Below are 19,052 nucleotides of genomic sequence, written 5' to 3'. Positions count from 1 at the left end.
TCCTTTACTTATTCATCATGACCTTCTCCCGCTCAGTTTCTCTTGCTTCCTTAACGGTATGGTATGTTGAATAACCTGTATCCTTATCAAACTGCTTAAACATCTGCTTCTCTTCAGATTTAGAAGGAACAACTTCCTTAAAATCTGAATAGGTACTGAGTACCTCTCCTTTACTAACCCCCCTCTCGTATGCTTTCTCAATGGTTTGAAAAAATTGTACGACCTTGATGACTTCCTCTTTACTCCAATCGATTGAAATCGGATATTCTACGTTCATGTGATGACCCCTTTCTGTTCACTCCATTTTTCAACCACTTTACTCGCCTCTTCGTCAAATCGATCAAATAGCTCAGCAACTGTCGGCACATCGTGAATCGATCCGATTACTTGCCCTGCCCAGGCAAATCCATCTTCGTCTTTACCTTCATAAATAAAACGCTTATTCGCTTCACCGCTTATGTAATCTTTCAAACTTTCATAGCCTTCTTGCCTTGTCTCGATTTCTTGGATTCGATCTGCAAATTGATTCCTAATCACTCTTGCAGGCGCACCGAGGCTTCTCTTAATAATAACAGTATCTGTTTCTTTACTCGATATGATTCTATCCTTATATGCTTTATGCGCATGTGTACATTCTTTTGTTGCAATAAATCTCGTTCCCATCTCGATGCCTTCTGCACCTAAAGACAGCGCGGCCATCAGTCCCCTTCCATCTCCAATTCCTCCTGAAGCAATCACGGGAATCGTTAAAGCCTCTACAACCTGAGGAACAAGAACCATCGTGCTGGTATCGTCTTTTCCTAGATGACCTCCACCTTCTTGTCCAACTACCATAACAGCATCTGCACCCAATTCTTCAGCTTTTACAGCTTGCCTTTTACCAGCTGTCAATACGAGGACCTTCGTATTCGTTCCTCTGACCATATCGAACACTGGTTTAGGATTCCCTCCCGTAACTGAAATGATATCGACACCTTCATCAAGTGCAGCCTCAACCATATGTTCAAACGGTCTACCATGCTGTCCGATCGCAAAATTAACGCCGAAAGGCTTTGAGGTTTTTCGTTTCGTGAGGTTGATTTCCTTCCTTAATAGTTCCGGAGTATCCATGGACATCGCGGTAAGCTGTCCAAGACCACCCGCATTACTTACTGCTGAAGCAAGTTCATGATACGCTAAATACGCAAGACCTCCCTGAACGATCGGTCTTTCGATTCCTAGTAAATTCGTTATACGAGTATTCCACTTCATGATGATCTCCTCCTTTTCTACTTTGTTCTAGAATGTAGCTTAAAACCCTTTAATTACTAGAGGGGGAGGATACCTACTTAAAATAAAACTTGCAAATATCGAGTGATGTGATTATACTCAGTTTGTTTATGGCATTATTAGTTAGAAATCCTTGTCTGTTTTTCTCAAGGATTCCTTATAGAGTATAGATAAAGAGGTGCTTGCTTTGCAACAAAACGAAACACCATTATTTACTGGTTTATTAAAACACGCCCAAAAAAACCCGATTCAATTTCACATACCCGGTCATAAAAAAGGAACCGGAATGGATCCTGAATTCAGATCGTTTATTGGCGATAACGCGCTTTCGATCGATTTGATCAACATCGGTCCTTTAGATGACCTCCATCACCCGCACGGTATGATTAAAGAAGCTCAAGAGCTTGCTGCTGAAGCATTCGGTGCGGACGCTACATTCTTTTCTGTTCAAGGAACGAGCGGCGCAATCATGACGATGGTCATGTCTGTTTGTTCACCAGGTGAGAAAATTATCGTCCCAAGAAACGTGCATAAATCCGTTATGTCAGCAATTATTTTTTCTGGAGCTACACCAGTGTTTATCCATCCGGAAATCGATCCTAAGTTAGGGATCTCCCATGGCATTACTCCTGACGCTGTAAAGAAAGCATTGGCTCAGCATCCGGATGCAAAAGGTGTGCTGGTTATAAATCCTACCTACTTTGGTATTTCTGCGAACCTTGAGGAGATCGTTTCGATCGCACACAGCTATGACGTACCTGTCCTTGTGGATGAAGCGCACGGGGTACACATTCACTTCCATGATCGCCTGCCTTTATCTGCAATGCAAGCTGGTGCAGACATGGCAGCCACTAGTGTCCATAAGTTAGGCGGATCTATGACGCAAAGCTCTGTGTTAAACGTAAAAGAGGGATTAGTATCAGCTAAGCGTGTGCAGACGATCATCAGCATGCTTACGACTACTTCAACATCTTACCTCTTACTCGCATCACTCGACGTTGCACGTAAGCGATTAGTTACTGATGGGTATGAGCTCATCGATCAAGCAATTGAACTGGCTGAAAAAACGCGTAAGCAGATCAATGAAATCACACCGCTTTACTGTGTTGGAAAAGAGATCATCGGGACGAATGCAACGTATGATTACGACCCGACTAAGCTGATCATCTCTGTCCATGACCTTGGAATCACTGGGTACGAAGCTGAAATCTGGTTACGAAAAGAAGCGAACCTTGAAGTAGAACTCTCTGATTTATACAACATACTGTGTATCGTTACCCCAGGAGACAACGAAGAAACAACTTCTGCACTTGTTTATGCTTTAAAAGATATGGTGGAAGCATTTCAAGAAGCAATAGGCTCTAATCCTGAGGTAGTTGCCGTTCATGTTCCTGATATACCAGTATTAGCCGTATCCCCTCGTGATGCGTTCTACGCTGACACAGAGGTCGTCCCGATCAAAGAATCAGCAGGCAGGGTCATCGCTGAATTTATTATGGTGTATCCCCCTGGTATTCCAATCTACATTCCGGGGGAAATTATTACTGAAGAAAACCTAACGTATATAGAAGAAAATATTGAAGCTGGCTTACCAGTTCAAGGCCCTGAAGATGATGAATTAAAAACATTACGAGTGATAAAAGAATACAAAGCAATCAAATAAAAGAAGAGGTGGCGAATGCCACCTCTTCTTTTATTTCTTATTTGCGGTCTTTCTTATTGCATTCTGGACATCTGCTATACAAAGTACTCACTTTATCTTCAATTACATGATCGATTGTTTTTTCACACGTTTGGCATATGATAATTCCCATATCTAACACCCCTCAAAGTAAGTTTTGAAAACGCTTCCGTTTTGCTTATCTCCATAATAGTGTGTCACAATTGTTTTGTCAATACTATATTGTATATCACATTAAGAAAGTTTGTTCCAATTTTTAGTGATATTAGGCGCATACAATTTACATATGTTAGCTATGTAATAATTGTCAGAAAACGATTTGGCAGGTACACTATATTTATATGAGAGGAGGAATTACGTTTGCCGCAAAGTGCCTATGTTGCTCCTAAATCTAAGGAGGATCTTGACTTAAATGTAGTGAAATCGTTTCTAATCTATTATAAGGAGATCACCGAAAAAACAGGGAAACAGCTTTCTTGGGATTATGGAACTTCCGCATTTCCGTATAACATAATGGGTCATGATGAGAATTGGTTTTATTTAAAAGGTACATCGGAAGAATACCGTGGAATCGTTATCGGTTTAACAGAAGACGCCCTTCAGATCGTTCTACCAGACTATGCGACACATGGAGATAAAGCTAAAGCAAACGAACTATGTAAATTCCTCGCAAAAAAAATGAACGGTGACCTGACGTTATTTAATGGCAGGACGATGTATACCACAAAAAAATAACCAGCCGGAGTGGCTGGTTATTTTTTATGCTCTATTTAGTTTAGTTCAATATCGATGGTTTCTGGATCGATCATGCTATACCCTTTGTCTCTTAATCCTTTTACGATATCAGCTAGACCTGCAGCAGTCCACTCACGATCGTGCATCAACAGGTTAGCGCCGTCTTGAAGAAGAGGCGTATTTACCATGATATCTGTAATACCTTCTTTATTTTGATATTCTTTATTCCAATCATATCCATATGTCCAGTTCATCAAGAGCATTCCCTCTTCCTTCACTAATGCTTTTGAAAAGTCCGTGTTGGAACCGAATGGTGCTCTGAAAAACGTTGGACGCTCTCCGATTACTTCTTCGATCATATCACTAAGTTTCACGATTTCCTCACGCTGTTTTTCTTCTGATAATGACTTTAAATCTGCATGACTCATCGTGTGATTTCCAATTTCAAATCCCATTTCATGAATTTCTTTTACAATCGCCTTTTCTTCTTCAGTATCCATAAAATGACCATTCACAAAAAAGATAGCAGGTGCCTCGAGTTCCTTCAACGTCTTTGCCATGTCGAGTGCATGCTTGTCAGGTGCATCGTCGATCGTTAGAAGAACAGCTTCTGATGGCGCATCATTAATTGGTTCAAAGCCCCAGAAAGCTGTGTTTAATTTATACTTCTTTACAACTTCCTCCTCTACAACGGGCTCATCTTCTTTTGCTTCTTCATTTTTTTCGTCTTTATCTTCTTCTACTTCATTTCCTTCTGTTTGTTTTGCATCTTCCTCGGTTGCAACTTCTTTGTCTTTATTTTCTGCAGTCTCCTCAGCATTAGAATTTGCATCGGTGGAACATGCAGCAAGAAGAACCAACACAAGAACCGATAAGATTTGAATAGCTTTCCTCATTCTCTCCCTCTCCCCTTCACCTAGTCTTTATCTATCATAAACGAATGTATAGGAAGTAGAAAGAGAAGAATGTCACATTTAACCAATCGTTCCTTTTTGCTAATTCAATCATTATTCTGACTAATTTTCTGCCATGCCAAAATACTTTACAAGCAAAAAATCAACCCATATACTAGAGAACGTGCCTTTTTCTGTACGGTAAATTGGCGAGGCAAAATCAGGTGTCGTGGCTAACGTTCGAATATTTTTTTCATCCCGGGGGCAACATTTAGTACACATAGTTTTTATTTTCTTTTACATTACCCGGTAGATTTCCATGTTTGAATAACAATTTAAAAGTGTTGATTGAAAGGTGTGATTTACAATGAGTAAGCTTACGAGAGTATTTATGATCTCTGCAGCTTTGACCCTTATCTTCATTATATGGGGTACGTTCGCTCCAGAGTCTCTCGATTCTTCTACATCCTCACTTCAAACCTTTCTACAGGTGAAGTTTGGATGGTTCTATCTACTAGCAGCTTCTGCATTTCTTATCTTTGCGATCTATCTTATCTTTTCTAAATTCGGTAGAATTCGTCTAGGTAAAGATACTGACCGACCAGAGTACAGTACGATTACATGGTTCGCCATGTTGTTCTCTGCAGGAATGGGTATCGGTCTAGTATTCTGGGGTGTAGCTGAACCAATGTTTCACTACTATACACCGCCAGCTGGCGCATCACCTGAGTCTGATGAAGCAGCAAGACTTGCATTCCAGTATAGCTTCTTCCACTGGGGCTTACACCCATGGGGGATTTACACAGTAGTTGCTCTTGCTCTTGCCTACTTTAAGTTCAGAAGAGGAGCACCAGGGGTTGTAAGTGCTGTATTCCATCCATTACTCGGTGACCGTGTATACGGTCCGCTTGGAAAGCTAATCGATGTAATCGCAGTTTTCGCTACAGTATTTGGTGTAGCGACGTCATTAGGTTTCGGGGCATCTCAAATTGGCGGAGGAATTTCGTATTTAACCGACATTGAGAACTCATTTATGACGCAATTGATGATTATTCTAATCGTCACAGTGCTTTATATGATTTCGGCAACAACTGGTATATCTCGAGGCATTAAATATTTGAGTAATACGAACATTGTCCTTGCCATACTGCTAATGTTCTTTTTGCTATTTGCAGGACCAACAAACTTTATTATGGACTTGTTCACTTCAACGTTAGGTTCCTATATTCAAAACCTACCAAGTATGAGCTTGCGCATGCGTCCATTTGAAGGATCTTCTTGGATTCAAAGCTGGACGATCTTCTATTGGGCATGGTGGATTGCATGGGCTCCATTTGTTGGTACGTTTATTGCACGTGTTTCCAAAGGTAGAACCATTCGTGAATTTGTATTAGGTGTACTTCTTGTACCGACGATTTTCGGTGGCCTTTGGTTCTCAGTATTCGGCGGTTCTGCCATCTCACTGGATATGGCAGGAACAGGCGTTTACGACATTATTAGTGATCAGGGTATGGAAGTTGCATTATTCGCTGTACTTGAGCAGTTCCCACTCGGTACATTTATGTCGATCATCGCTATTTTGCTTATCAGTACGTTCTTCATTACATCTGCAGACTCTGCTACGTTCGTTCTTGGTATGCAAACAACAAACGGCAGCTTGAACCCTTCAACTGGTGTTAAGCTTACATGGGGTGTCATCCAGTCGTCCGCTGCGGCAGTATTGCTGTGGTCAGGTGGACTAGGTGCTCTTCAAACAGCATCCATCATTGCTGCATTCCCATTTGCTATCATCATTATCGGGATGATCATATCACTATTGAAAGCATTTAAGGAAGAAAAACTTCCAGCTCGCGCACCAAAAAAAGATGAATAACATCATCTAAAAACTTAAAAGAGTACGGATCCTAGAAGGATCCGTACTCTTTTTTTATACTAAAAACGATGTTTAGAGATAGTATGATTTAGAGATTCTCCAATCATTATCATGCTAGGATTGAAAAAACTAGACGGTGTGATAAACCATTTCCATAATGGCAAACAACAATGTTGAGGCGAGCGTGATGAGAGCTACCGTTTTCACTTCGGGAATCATTCTAACTGTATATGTAATGATAAAATATAAAAACATGAGGACCATGATCCCTTTAAAGAAAAGTCGATCTTGGGATGATAGGTGCAGAATGACGACTAAAGCACTCCAAGAAGCTACGTGAAATAATAGCACAAACAACATTCTTCCCAAGTCCACTCACCTCCACTTTAGCTATATGCCCTTCGTACAAGCGGTATTCTTATAGTACACGCAGTACTCTTATATTTACTACAAAAAAGCCCTGCGAATTCACTAGGGCTTTTGAAATAATCAAGAAAGCGTTTATAACTATCTACTAATGGAACAGTGAGATTTCCGTTCCAGGATGCTTATTTTAAGGATAAATCAATTTGAAACGAATTAAAAACCCTGGTGAACTCACCAGGGTTTATGTTCTATCTATTATGCGATGTGAATTGGTGTACCAATCGCTACCTCAGCAGCTTCCATAGTAATTTCACCAAGAGTTGGGTGAGCATGGATTGTAAGAGCGATATCTTCAGCTGTCATTCCAGCTTCGATTGCAAGGCCAAGCTCTGCGATCATGTCAGAAGCATTAGGACCAGCAATTTGTGCACCGATTACAAGACCATCTTCTTTACGAGTGATAAGCTTCATAAAGCCTTCACTATCGTTTAGAGATAGTGCACGGCCGTTAGCGCCGAATGGGAACTTAGATGCTTTCACATCGAAGCCTTCATCTTTTGCTTCTTGCTCTTTGTAACCAACTGAAGCTAGTTCTGGTTCACAGAATACAACTTCAGGAATTGCAAGGTAGTCGATTTCAGCAGCTTCGCCACTAATTGCTTCAGCAGCAACTTTACCTTCGTAAGAAGCTTTGTGTGCAAGTGCTGGACCTTCAACAATATCACCGATTGCGTAGATATTATCGAAGTTTGTACGGCACTGCTTGTCGATCTTAACAAGACCTTTTTCAGTCATTTCGATTCCGAGCTCTTCAAGACCAATTTCTTCAGTGTTCGGCTTACGCCCAACAGTTACAAGAACGTAGTCAGCATCGAAGGTCTTCGTTTCGCCTTTGATTTCTGCTGTAACTGTAACACCTTCATCCGTTTCTTCAACGCCTTGAGCCATTGCTTCAGTAATGATGTCTACATTACCTTTCTTCTTAAGGCGACGAGAAACAAGTGTGCTCATCTGCTTTTCGAATGTAGGAAGGATTTGCTTAGAACCTTCAAGGATCGTTACTTCTGTACCGAAGTTCGCATACACAGAACCAAGTTCGATTCCGATATAACCTCCACCGATCACTACCATCTTCTTAGGTACTTCATCAAGTGCTAGAGCACCAGTTGATGAAATGACGCGTTTGCTCCATTTGAAGCTTGGAAGTTCGATCGGACGAGAACCTGTAGCAATAATACAGTTGTTGAACGTGTATGTTTGAGAGTTCTTATCATCCATAATACGAACAGTGTTCTTATCTACGAAGTAAACTTCTCCACTGATTACGTCTACTTTGTTCGCTTTCATCAAGCCTTCAACGCCACCAGTAAGCTTGTTAACAACTGAAGTTTTCCACTCTTGTACTTTCTTCATGTCTACTTTTACGTTTTCAGAAGTGATTCCGATATCTTCGGAATGCTTAGCATCTTCGTATTTGTGTGAAGCATTGATTAGCGCTTTTGAAGGAATACATCCAACGTTTAGGCAAACGCCACCAAGAGTACCCTTGTCTGCGATTGCAACTTTTTGACCAAGCTGTGCAGCACGAATTGCTGCAACATAGCCTCCAGGTCCGGCTCCTACTACAAGTGTGTCTAGTTCGATTGGAAAATCTCCTACTACCATAATTTTACGCCTCCATCATTAAGAGTTGTGGATCGTTCAACAGACGTTTGATGTGGTTAAGTGCCAATTGAGCAGTAACACCATCGATCAATCTGTGGTCGTAACTGATTGATAGAGCAAGTACTGGAGCTGCAACGATTTCACCATCGATAACAACTGGTTTCTCTTCAATACGACCGATTCCAAGAATAGCAGCGTCAGGGTTGTTGATAATTGGCGTGAACCATTGTCCACCAGCAGAACCCAAGTTAGAAATTGTGCACGTGCTACCTTTCATATCGTCCCCTGATAGTTTACCATCACGAGCTTTTTTAGCCAACTCATTAATTTCCGCAGAAACATTAAGGAGTGGTTTACGATCTGCATCTTTCACGACAGGAACAACGAGTCCAGCGTCTGTGTTTGCAGCGATTCCGATGTTGTAGTAATGCTTGTGTACGATTTCATCAGTGGAATCATCAATTGAAGCATTTAGCATTGGGAACTCACGAAGAGCTGAAACAAGTGCTTTTACAACGTATGGAAGATACGTCAACTTAACATCTTTGTCTGCAGCGTACTGCTTAAACTTCTTACGGTGAGCTACAAGATCGCTAACAACGACTTCGTCCATATGCGTTACGTGAGGAGCAGTGTGCTTAGAGTTTACCATCGCTTTAGCGATCGCTTTACGCATACCTTTCATCTTCTCACGAGTTTCAGGCTGAGCTGATGCTGCAGGTGCAGAAGTTGTTGCTGCTGCCTCTTGCTCTTGACCCTTCGCTTCTGTTGTTTCTTCTTTCGCTTCTGGAGCTGCAGCTTCTTGACCGCCGCCACTTAAGTGGTTATCGATATCTTCTTTAAGAACTCGGCCGTTCTTACCAGAACCAGATACCTTAGAAATCTTCACACCGTTTTCGCGAGCATACTTACGTACAGCTGGCATTGCGATCACACGCTTAGTAGGGTCAGCGTCTTCTTCTGTATCTTCAGAAGGTGTTGATTTCGCTTCAGAACTTTCATTTTTCGGAGCTTCTTCTTTAGGCTCTTCTTTTTCTTCAGCTTTAGGCTCTTCAGCAGCTTCTTCTTCGGAATCATCCTCATAGCCTTCTGCATCGAATGTGATGACTACATCTCCAACGACTACTGTTGCTCCTTCTTCAGCGTGAACGTCTTTAACAGTTCCGTCTACAGGAGAAGGAATTTCAACAACAGCCTTGTCATTTTGTACTTCTGCAAGGATATCGTCTTCTTTTACTTCGTCACCTTTTTTAACGAACCACTTTACGATCTCACCTTCATGGATACCTTCACCGATATCCGGCATTTTGAATTCATATGCCACAGGACTTCGCCTCCTATTTGTAAAAAATTTGCTTATATAAGGTGTGAAGCGAAGTGCGGATGCACTTCACTTCATTATTTTCTATCAAAGTTAACTTAAATTAGAAGTTAACGACTTGTTTTGCTTTTTCAATGATATCTGAATGATCTGGAAGCCATACATCCTCTGCAGCAGAGAACGCAAACACTGTATCAGGTGCTGCAACACGAAGTACAGGAGCCTCTAGGCTAAGGATCGCGCGGTCGTTAATTTCAGCCACGACATTTGCAGCGATACCAGCTTGTTTTTGTGCTTCTTGTACGACGATCGCACGGTTTGTTTTCTCTACAGATGCGATAATCGTGTCGATGTCTAGCGGGCTAACTGTACGAAGATCGATTACTTCAGCGTTGATGCCTTCTTTTTCAAGCTCTTCTGCAGCTTTAAGAGAAGCCTGTACCATCGCACCGTACGTTACGATCGTGATATCAGAACCTTCACGTTTCACATCAGCCTTACCAATTTCAATTGTATATTCTTCCTCAGGTACTTCTTGACGGAAAGAACGATACAATTTCATATGCTCAAGGAAAATAACCGGATCGTTATCACGGATCGCAGAAATTAGAAGTCCTTTTGCATCGTAAGGGTTTGAAGGGATAACAACTTTAAGACCAGGCTGTTGAGCCATTAGTCCTTCAAGGCTATCTGCGTGAAGTTCAGGTGTTTTAACTCCGCCACCAAATGGAGAACGAACGGTGATTGGAGCATGGAATGAACCTCCAGAACGGTAGCGTAGACGAGCCATTTGTCCAGAAATTGCATCCATTACTTCGTAAACGAAACCGAAGAATTGAATTTCTGGTACAGGTCTGAAACCAGTAAGTGCAAGTCCGATCGACATACCGCCAATACCTGATTCTGCTAGTGGAGTATCGAATACACGATCCTCACCAAATTCTTTTTGAAGTCCTTCTGTCGCACGGAATACGCCGCCGTTTTGACCTACGTCTTCACCAAATACGAGTACGTTCTCGTCATTCTTTAATTCGATACGCATCGCATCAGTGATTGCTTGAATCATTGTCATTTGCGCCATAGCTTACTTCGACTCCTTTGCACTATATTCTTCATATTGCTCGCGAAGGTTATGAGGAAGCTCTTCGTACATGATTTCGATAAGATCTGTTACTTTTTGCTTCGGAGTTTTGTCTGCTTGCTTGATGGCAGCTTTGATTTCTTCCTTCGCTTTCTCAACAACTTCATTTTCTTTCTCTTCGTTCCATAGATCTTTGCTTTCTAGATACTTACGGAAACGCACGATTGGATCTTTCTTTTCCCACTCGCTATCAAGATCTTCTGAACGGTAACGAGTTGGATCATCACCAGCCATTGTATGTGGACCATAACGGTACGTCATTGTCTCGATAAGAGTTGGACCTTCACCGTTGATCGCACGCTCACGAGCGTCAGTCACTGCTTTGTAAACAGCTAGAACGTCCATTCCATCTACCTGTACGCCATGAATCCCAACACCGACAGCTTTCTGAGCAATCGTCTTTGCAGCTGATTGCTTTTCAACTGGTACTGAAATTGCGAAGCGGTTGTTTTGAACAACAAAGATAGCAGGAGCGCCATAAGCACCAGCAAAGTTCATTCCTTCATAGAAGTCACCTTGAGACGCACCGCCGTCACCTGTGTAAGTGATCGCTACGTTTTTCTTACCTTTTTTCTTAAGTCCAAGTGCAACACCAGCAGTCTGAGTGATTTGAGCTCCGATAATAATTTGCGGGCTCAGCATGTTCAGGCCATCAGCCTGGTTTCCTACAAAGTGTCCACGAGAGAATAAGAATGCTTTATATAGAGGAAGTCCGTGCCAAATTAACTGTGGAACATCACGGTATCCTGGAAGAATCCAGTCCTCTTTATCAAGTGCAAATTGGCTTCCAAGCTGAGAAGCTTCTTGTCCTGCTGTTGGAGCGTAGAATCCTAGACGTCCTTGACGGTTCAAAGAAATTGAACGCTGATCAAGAATACGTGTATAAACCATGCGGCGCATAAGTTCTTGAAGCTGCTCATCAGTTAGTTCTGGCATAGCCTCTTCATTAATGATCTCGCCGTTTTCATTTAAGATCTGGAACATTTCGAATTGGCCTTCAATGTTTTCGAGGGTTTTTGTCCCCATACCTTTCACCTCATCCTTTCATTCATAAAGAGATAAATTATTTAATTGCAAATGCAATTGTGAGTGGGTCGTTCAGTTTTCAGACATATCTAGCATGTCCATTTAGCCTTTATTAAATGACAGTTTGTCTCGATAAAATTTGTGCCACTAAAGACAACACTCAATTTCATACCCTTATTTCTGGAGAAATAATCCCTAGTACTATGTACTACTGCGTTTTGTGAACTGTATCAGTAAAAATAAGGGAGTGTTTCTCTTCATGAGTAAGTTCGTTTTTCAGTTTACAATACAGTGTCTATATAGTCAATTATTAGGTTTCAAAAATAAGCTTTCTCTCCTATATGAAAACCTGTTATAACTATGAATATGAAACTGTATCAATACAAAGGGATTTTGTTTCCTAATACAATCAAATAAAAAACCGCTCAATTATTTGAGCGGTTTAGTATTATTCTCCATAGTTAACATTTAATTCTGCAGCTTTATAGAAAGCTTTTTTTGCTTCATTAAACTCAGTTGTGTACGTATTAAACTTTTCTTTCTGTTCAGAGACTTTCGTATATTGATCGTTCACGCTTTTGATTTGCTCTTGAAGTTGCTCTAGCGTAAGTTCTTTATCTTGCAGCATACTATAAAGCTTTTTGTCTAATTCGATCGCTGCTTTGTATTCTTTATAAAGCGTTTGGTACGCTTCATAGCGCTTATCCATCTTTTCGATGAGCGTGTTTGCGCTTTTTTGAACTTCACCTTCTAAGTCTTCACTTAATTCTTTCGTATTCTCGAATTCTTCATAAGCCTTATCGATACTTTCTTTCTCGTTGTTTAAGTATTCTAGTCTCTTTTCCGTTAGCGCTTCCGCTTCTTCTGAAAGAGATTTGATCTTATCGAACTCATCCATGCTAAGTGCAACGATTTCATCATAAAGCCCTTGCTCTTTCTTCTCGGCCTTAGCTAATGGTTCTTGCTGTTCTCTAAATTGATCTTCTAACGCTACTGCTTCTTCTAAATGGTTATACATCTTTTCCTCTGTACTCTCACCGAACTGACATCCAACAAGGATGAGAAAACAGAAAAAAAGAGAAATGATTCCTACTCGGTTCACTCTTGACAACAATAGTCCCCCCACATCTCCAATTAATACCAATGATTTCATATCTTTGATTACTATACCATATTCTATCAGGCAATAGAACAGTCGTTTTATCACAAATTTAAGCTGAAGAGATTATTGGTCATTCCGTAAACGTTACGATTTATTTTATCGCGTTGAGTGGTGTGCTAAACTGATAGTTAGATGATCTAGGTACCCATAAGTAAGTGTCTTCAATATACTTATAACGTGAGAGTCCGTGAAGATAGGAGTGAAAATGTTTATGTTAACAATGAAAGACGTACGTAGAGAGGGAGATCCGATCCTTACACAAGTAGCAGAAGAAATCGAACTCCCCGCCACTGAAGCAGAAAAACAAACGCTTCAAGATATGCTTCAATTTTTAATCAATAGCCAGGATCCAGAAACAGCTTTAGAATATGAGCTTCGATCAGGTATCGGGATTGCCGCCCCTCAAATCGGCATTAGCAAAAGGATGTTCGCCATCCATGTTACAGATCATAGAGGAACGTTATACAGCTATGGAATTATGAATCCTAAGATCATCAGTCATTCTGTAGAAAAAACTTATTTAGAAGGCGGTGAAGGATGCCTTTCTGTTGATCGAGATATTCCGGGAGCTGTACCTCGGTATACGAGAATAACCCTAAAAGGAATTGATACAGATGGCAACCCACTTAAATTAAGACTTAAGGGGCTCCCAGCCATTGTCGCGCAACACGAAATCGATCACCTGGATGGTATCATGTTTTACGATAGAATAAATGAAGAAGAAGCACAGGAGCTGTCACCTCTTCGGTAATAAAAAAGGAATCGCGCAAGTGCGCGATTCCTTTTTATTTCATCGTTACAACAGTCCTGCTTTTATCAATCCATTTCGGATTCCATCTTCATCGACTGGATCCGTCACGAAGTCAGCAGCTTCTTTCGCTTCTTGATAACCATTACCCATCGCAATACCAGTTCCTGCGTATTTGAGCATTTCGATATCATTCAAAGCATCACCGAAGGCAAATGTGTTTTCACGCTTAAACCCTAAGTGTGAAATCATCGCTTCGATTCCTCTTGCTTTTGAACCTCCTGGAGGAATAACGTCCATCGAAAAGTCGTGCCAACGAATAAAATCAAAGTTACCGTATGTTTCGCGGTAGTTCGCTTCTTCTTCACTTTGACAGAAAAGGAGAGCTTGATAGATATCACGATCGTGGTAATACGTAGGATTAAAGCCCGGGTAGTGCATTTTTAGATCATCCATACTCTTCATAATATGAGGATGCTTGTCGTGATTACTCATCATGGCTTCATGGTCTAGAAACACCATAGGATGACCGTTTTCTTTCGCTACTTTCTCAAGCGAAACGATTTCTTCCCTACTTAAAGGATTTGTTTGAACGATATCTTCTTTGTGTTTTACATACTGTCCATTAAAGCTGATAAACGAATCGACAGCTAACTCTTCTCTAAGATCTGCAAACATGAACGGTGCTCTTCCTGTCGCAATCGCAACCGTTACACCTTTCTCTGTCAATTCTTTTAGAGCCTCTCTCGTCGAAGCTGGAACTTTTTTATCATGATCTAACAATGTACCATCTATATCGAAGAAAACAATCTTATCATTCATCATTTCTCTCACCTATCCTTCTATGCAGACTTTTGTAAAAGTCTTTTCTCTGCTTTTGTTGTACGTCCTGATAAATAGACGCCTGTAAAGATAAACAATAGTCCAACGACCATTGTAACTGTAACCGCCTCATCAAGGTATGCACTACCCCAGAACAACGCCGTGACTGGAACCAAGTATGTCACTAGCGTCGCATACTCTGCACTCCCCTTTTGAATCATATAAAAGAAGAGAAGATAGGCGATGCCTGATCCAAACACCCCAAGTCCTATTAGCGATATAAGGATATCACGTTCGATGATCGGCGTAAATAATTGTACATCTCCTGAAACAAACATCATGATGAATCCACCTAGTGTTCCAACTGCTAGCGTCATGATCGCCAAGATATCGACAGGAACATCTGAAAGGTTTTTCTTAGTGAATTGTGATGCAAAGCCATAGCAAGCTGTTGCAATGAGCATCGGTACGACCCCAATCCAATCTTCTTTAAAAAATGAACCGAGATTGAATTCGATAAGAAATAATATACCGATAAATCCGATAATAACCCCTGACCACTGTCTCAGCTTGAGAACTCTCGAAAAGAACAATGCTCCTAGAATCCCGGTGAATAAAGGAGTCGTAGCATTTAAGGCAGCTGCTAAACTGCTAGAGATACGCTCTTCACTGAATGCGATCAACCCCCAAGGTATAAGTGCGTTCAACAAACCCACTAAAATCAAGCTTCCCCACGGGAGCCTTTTAAATAGGTAGCTAACTCGCCCTTTTACAATGAGATATATAAAAATCGCCAATGCCCCGAACAAACATCTGTAAAATACGACGCCCATCGGTCCAACCACTGGAACGAGTATTTTGATAAACATAAATGACATCCCCCAGATCAAGCTAAGTGATAACAGGGCGAGTAACAGTCTCATGGATTCCCCTCCTCATGCATTTCGTATCATTCTATCTTACATGAACAGGGTCTTCTTGTCTCTTGATTCATTTCCATCTGTTTCCTAACTATTTTTTTGACTATTAACGAATAATAACAACACTAAAACAATAGGAAAGGAATGGATCAAATGTATACGAAAATGAAACGAAAAATCAAAAAATCATTAAAAACCTTCTTTTTCCCTCACTCTCCAACTGTACAAGAATAAGAATTTTTCCTTTCATGGCGCGGTAAATCTCTATTTTTATAATGGAAAATCTATTTGAAACATGAAAAAGAAACCAATTTCCTATATAATAAACGGAGATGCACACAAATTGTCTTGGTTAAGGAGAGATTTAGAATGATTTATAAGGTTTACTATCAAGAAACAAAAAAGGAGGTTCCTGTAAGAGAGCGAACAAACAGCCTGTACGTTGAGGCTAATTCTGAACGGGAAGTTCGCTATAAATTAAAGGAACGCAACTACAATATCGAATTCATTCAAACAGTAGAAGATGAATTTCTAGAATTCGAGCAAAAATCAGAGCACTTTGAATTGGAGAATGTATAAACTATGAAATTTGTTAAAAATCATCAAACAGCCGTTTTTGCACTCGGTGGACTAGGAGAAATCGGCAAAAACATGTACGGTATTCAGTTCCAGGATGAAATTATCCTGGTCGATGCAGGGGTTAAGTTCCCTGAAGAAGAGTTACTAGGAATCGATTATGTAATTCCTGATTATTCTTACCTTGTGAAAAACCAAGATAAGATTAAAGGACTTTTCATCACACATGGTCACGAAGACCATATCGGTGGTATCCCATACTTACTGCGTGAGATTAACGTCCCGATCTTTGGAGGTAAGCTTGCGCTAGGATTCATCCGAAACAAACTTGAAGAACACGGCCTTCTAAGAGGAGCGTCTCTTAACGAAATTACAGAAGATGACATCATCAAGTTTAGAAAAACATCTGTTGCGTTCTTCAGAACAACGCACAGTATTCCAGATTCCTTTGGAGTAGTCGTTAAGACACCACCTGGAAACATCGTTCATACAGGTGACTTCAAGTTTGACTTCACTCCAGTAGGTGAGCCAGCTAACCTTACTAAGATGGCCGAGATCGGGAAAGAAGGCGTATTAGCACTTCTATCTGACTCAACAAACAGTGAAGTTCCTGGCTTTACGATGTCTGAGAGTCGCGTCGGTGAGACGATTCAGGACATTTTTAGAAAAGTAGATGGCCGCGTTATTTTCGCAACGTTCGCATCAAACATCCACCGTCTTCAGCAAGTTGTTGAAGCTGCGGTTGAAAACGGACGTAAGGTCGCGGTATTTGGACGTAGTATGGAAGCGAACATTACGATTGGACAAGAACTCGGATACATTCGTGCGCCGAAAGATACGTTCATCGATGCGCATCAAATCAACAGACTTCCAGAAAATCAAGTAACGATCCTTTGTACAGGAAGTCAAGGAGAGCCGATGGCTGCGCTATCTCGTATCGCTAACGGTACGCACCGTCAAATTCAAATCATCCCTGGTGATACAGTTGTATTCTCCTCTTCGCCGATCCCTGGTAACCAGGTAAGCGTTTCGAGAATTATTAACCAGCTGTCTCGTGCTGGAGCTGAAGTTATCCATCACAAACTAAGTGATATCCATACTTCCGGACACGGTGGGCAAGATGAACAGAAATTGATGCTTCGCCTGATCAAGCCAAAGTTCTTTATGCCGATCCACGGTGAATACAGAATGCTTAAGATGCATACGAAACTCGCTCAGGACTGTGGCATTCCACAAGACCACTCATTCATCATGGACAATGGTGAAGTGCTAGCTCTAAGCGAAAATGAAGCATCGATCAGCGGTAAAATTCCATCAGGTTCTGTATACGTGGATGGAAAAGGAATCGGAGATATCGGTAACATCGTTCTCCGTGACCGCAAGATTCTCTCTGAGGAAGGTCTTGTTATCGTTGTTGTCAGCATCAACATGAAGGAATTCAAGATTCTTTCTGGCCCAGACATCATCTCACGCGGCTTTGTTTACATGAGAGAATCTGGAGATCTTATCAATGATGCACAAGATCTTCTATCGAAGCATCTTAATGGCGTCATGGAGAAGCGTACGAGTCAGTGGTCTGAGATCAAGAATGAAATCACTGATACGCTTGCACCATTCCTTTACGAGAAAACAAAGCGTCGTCCAATGATCCTACCGATCATCATGGAGATCTAAAAATATGATTAAAGACCGCCTATCACTTCGATAGGCGGTCTTTTTTAGATTGTCGAGTATCGTTAATAGGTAACGATCCATTATGGGTGGGATTTGCGCTCCAGGATACTTGCTTTCCGCGTGGCGGGCGGTAAGCCTCCTCGTTCCTGCGGGGTCTTACCTGTCCCGCATATCCCGCAGGAGTCAAGTATCCTTCCGCTCCAATCTGCGTTAAATGTATTCTAAAACCTAAAAGAATTGATTTAAAAACAGTAGAACGCTTCTTCATTAGAGCTCAGGATATGAAATATTTCCTTTCCTAAATCTAATTAGAATGTACACGTCTTGCATGAAGAAAAAAACTTGATTCTCTTTAAACAATCTGTTTTTCTGCGGTATAGACACTACTAGAACGAAGTCATCATTTAAACTGAAAAAACCGCCTGTCACGATGACAGGCGTTTTTTTGATTAATCTCTATTAAGCAGCTGGCGCTCTAAACGGTTGATGTCTTGATCTGAGCCGATCACGATCAAAATATCTCCCTTGTAGATCTTCTGGTCCGCTTGAGGAGAAACGATGATGTCATCACCATTCTTAATTGCAACGATGTTGGCACCGTACTTTGCTCGGATATCGAGCTCGATAATCGTTTTATTATCCATTCTTGAGTTTGCGATAAGTTCGACGATACTATGTTCATCTGAAAGCTCTAAATAGTCGAGTACACTATTCGATATGATATTATGAGCAATCCTCATCCCCATATCTCTCTCTGGGTGAACGATCTTATCAGCACCGATCTTGTTCAGAACTTTTTCATGATAATCATTTTGAGCTTTTACCGTAATGTTACTTACACCTAGCTCTTTCAAGATCAACGTTGTAAGGATACTTGACTGGATATTATCTCCGATCGCGACAATCACGTGATCAAAATTTCGTATACCTAGATTTTTTAATACGCTCTCATCCGTTGAATCTGCGATAACAGCGTGCGTTGCTACGGAGGAAAATTCGTTAACTTTGTCTTCATCCATATCGATTGCGAGAACTTCCATTCCCTGTTGACTCAATGATTTGCATATACTACCGCCAAAACGGCCTAGTCCAATAACCGCAAATTGTTTTTTCAACGTACACTCCTCCTACTTATCTCGGAAAGAAACGTGACAGCGATCCGCTGCCACGTTGTTAACTC

At 41.1% G+C, this 19,052-nt stretch carries 19 protein-coding genes; 6 read left to right on the top strand and 13 right to left on the bottom strand.

Annotated features, from left to right (window positions below):
• Positions 1-4: 4 nt before the first annotated feature.
• Both PFZ69_RS14215 and PFZ69_RS14210 read right to left on the bottom strand, forming a co-directional pair.
• A complete protein-coding gene (locus PFZ69_RS14215) occupies positions 5-277 on the bottom strand; it encodes a UPF0223 family protein (RefSeq protein WP_270181727.1) in 273 nt (90 codons plus the stop codon).
• Positions 274-1,251: an NAD(P)H-dependent flavin oxidoreductase gene (locus tag PFZ69_RS14210; protein WP_270181726.1), complete on the bottom strand. Its 978-nt coding sequence runs from the start codon at positions 1,249-1,251 to the stop codon at positions 274-276. Before PFZ69_RS14210 ends, PFZ69_RS14215 begins: the two co-directional genes overlap by 4 nt.
• A 205-nt stretch (positions 1,252-1,456) precedes the next feature.
• On the opposite strand from PFZ69_RS14210, the gene PFZ69_RS14205 reads away from it, so the two are divergent.
• Positions 1,457-2,932 (top strand): aminotransferase class I/II-fold pyridoxal phosphate-dependent enzyme, encoded by a 1,476-nt coding sequence (locus PFZ69_RS14205; RefSeq protein ID WP_270181725.1) that lies wholly within the window; start codon positions 1,457-1,459, stop codon positions 2,930-2,932.
• Positions 2,933-2,969: 37 nt separating this feature from the next.
• Here PFZ69_RS14205 and PFZ69_RS14200 read toward each other — a convergent pair whose 3' ends face one another.
• On the bottom strand, positions 2,970-3,083 hold the full coding sequence (locus tag PFZ69_RS14200; RefSeq protein ID WP_270181724.1) for a GapA-binding peptide SR1P: 114 nt from the start codon (positions 3,081-3,083) through the stop codon (positions 2,970-2,972).
• 227 nt (positions 3,084-3,310) lie between these two features.
• Between PFZ69_RS14200 and PFZ69_RS14195 the strand changes: the two genes are divergently transcribed.
• Positions 3,311-3,685, top strand: coding sequence for a DUF1885 family protein (locus PFZ69_RS14195; RefSeq protein WP_270181723.1), 375 nt, complete (start codon positions 3,311-3,313; stop codon positions 3,683-3,685).
• Between the two features lie 35 nt (positions 3,686-3,720).
• On the opposite strand, the gene PFZ69_RS14190 is transcribed toward PFZ69_RS14195, so the two are convergent.
• The gene (locus PFZ69_RS14190; RefSeq protein ID WP_270181722.1) at positions 3,721-4,581 is read right to left on the bottom strand and encodes a polysaccharide deacetylase family protein; all 861 of its coding nucleotides are present in this window, start codon (positions 4,579-4,581) and stop codon (positions 3,721-3,723) included.
• Positions 4,582-4,945: 364 nt separating this feature from the next.
• Here PFZ69_RS14190 and PFZ69_RS14185 point away from each other — a divergent pair, with 364 nt between their 5' ends.
• Complete coding sequence (locus PFZ69_RS14185; RefSeq protein WP_270181721.1) at positions 4,946-6,451, top strand: glycine betaine uptake BCCT transporter; 1,506 nt, start codon at positions 4,946-4,948, stop codon at positions 6,449-6,451.
• A gap of 129 nt (positions 6,452-6,580) precedes the next feature.
• Here the strand turns inward: PFZ69_RS14185 and PFZ69_RS14180 are convergent, their stop codons facing one another.
• The 6 genes from PFZ69_RS14180 to PFZ69_RS14155 all read right to left on the bottom strand — a co-directional run bounded on the left by PFZ69_RS14180 (position 6,581) and on the right by PFZ69_RS14155 (position 13,072).
• The gene (locus tag PFZ69_RS14180; RefSeq protein WP_270181720.1) at positions 6,581-6,820 is read right to left on the bottom strand and encodes a hypothetical protein; all 240 of its coding nucleotides are present in this window, start codon (positions 6,818-6,820) and stop codon (positions 6,581-6,583) included.
• 252 nt (positions 6,821-7,072) lie between these two features.
• Positions 7,073-8,482: a dihydrolipoyl dehydrogenase gene (gene lpdA, locus PFZ69_RS14175; protein ID WP_270181719.1), complete on the bottom strand. Its 1,410-nt coding sequence runs from the start codon at positions 8,480-8,482 to the stop codon at positions 7,073-7,075.
• Positions 8,483-8,486: 4 nt separating this feature from the next.
• The gene (locus PFZ69_RS14170) at positions 8,487-9,806 is read right to left on the bottom strand and encodes a dihydrolipoamide acetyltransferase family protein (protein ID WP_270181718.1); all 1,320 of its coding nucleotides are present in this window, start codon (positions 9,804-9,806) and stop codon (positions 8,487-8,489) included.
• 100 nt (positions 9,807-9,906) lie between these two features.
• Positions 9,907-10,884, bottom strand: a complete 978-nt coding sequence (locus tag PFZ69_RS14165) for an alpha-ketoacid dehydrogenase subunit beta (protein ID WP_270181717.1) — start codon at positions 10,882-10,884, stop codon at positions 9,907-9,909.
• Between the two features lie 3 nt (positions 10,885-10,887).
• Positions 10,888-11,970 (bottom strand): pyruvate dehydrogenase (acetyl-transferring) E1 component subunit alpha, encoded by a 1,083-nt coding sequence (pdhA, locus tag PFZ69_RS14160; protein ID WP_270181716.1) that lies wholly within the window; start codon positions 11,968-11,970, stop codon positions 10,888-10,890.
• A gap of 448 nt (positions 11,971-12,418) precedes the next feature.
• The gene (locus tag PFZ69_RS14155) at positions 12,419-13,072 is read right to left on the bottom strand and encodes a YkyA family protein (RefSeq protein WP_270182053.1); all 654 of its coding nucleotides are present in this window, start codon (positions 13,070-13,072) and stop codon (positions 12,419-12,421) included.
• Between the two features lie 271 nt (positions 13,073-13,343).
• Between PFZ69_RS14155 and def the strand changes: the two genes are divergently transcribed.
• Positions 13,344-13,883, top strand: a complete 540-nt coding sequence (gene def / locus PFZ69_RS14150) for a peptide deformylase (protein WP_270181715.1) — start codon at positions 13,344-13,346, stop codon at positions 13,881-13,883.
• 45 nt (positions 13,884-13,928) lie between these two features.
• Here def and PFZ69_RS14145 read toward each other — a convergent pair whose 3' ends face one another.
• Both PFZ69_RS14145 and PFZ69_RS14140 read right to left on the bottom strand, forming a co-directional pair.
• Entirely contained in the window at positions 13,929-14,702 is a 774-nt protein-coding gene (locus PFZ69_RS14145) for a Cof-type HAD-IIB family hydrolase (RefSeq protein ID WP_270182052.1), read from the bottom strand.
• Between the two features lie 20 nt (positions 14,703-14,722).
• On the bottom strand, positions 14,723-15,625 hold the full coding sequence (locus tag PFZ69_RS14140) for a DMT family transporter (protein ID WP_270181714.1): 903 nt from the start codon (positions 15,623-15,625) through the stop codon (positions 14,723-14,725).
• 366 nt (positions 15,626-15,991) lie between these two features.
• On the opposite strand from PFZ69_RS14140, the gene PFZ69_RS14135 reads away from it, so the two are divergent.
• Both PFZ69_RS14135 and rnjA read left to right on the top strand, forming a co-directional pair.
• A complete protein-coding gene (locus PFZ69_RS14135; RefSeq protein ID WP_270181713.1) occupies positions 15,992-16,201 on the top strand; it encodes a DNA-dependent RNA polymerase subunit epsilon in 210 nt (69 codons plus the stop codon).
• Between the two features lie 3 nt (positions 16,202-16,204).
• Complete coding sequence (rnjA, locus tag PFZ69_RS14130) at positions 16,205-17,872, top strand: ribonuclease J1 (protein WP_270181712.1); 1,668 nt, start codon at positions 16,205-16,207, stop codon at positions 17,870-17,872.
• 449 nt (positions 17,873-18,321) lie between these two features.
• Here the strand turns inward: rnjA and PFZ69_RS14125 are convergent, their stop codons facing one another.
• Positions 18,322-18,987, bottom strand: coding sequence for a potassium channel family protein (locus PFZ69_RS14125; protein WP_224881665.1), 666 nt, complete (start codon positions 18,985-18,987; stop codon positions 18,322-18,324).
• Between the last annotated feature and the right edge of the window lie 65 nt (positions 18,988-19,052).

Source organism: Alkalihalobacillus sp. CinArs1 (assembly GCF_947387515.1).
Classification (GTDB): domain Bacteria; phylum Bacillota; class Bacilli; order Bacillales; family Guptibacillaceae; genus Guptibacillus.
The sequence above is the reverse complement of the archived record's forward strand: the minus strand, read 5'-3'. Positions and strand labels throughout refer to the sequence as shown.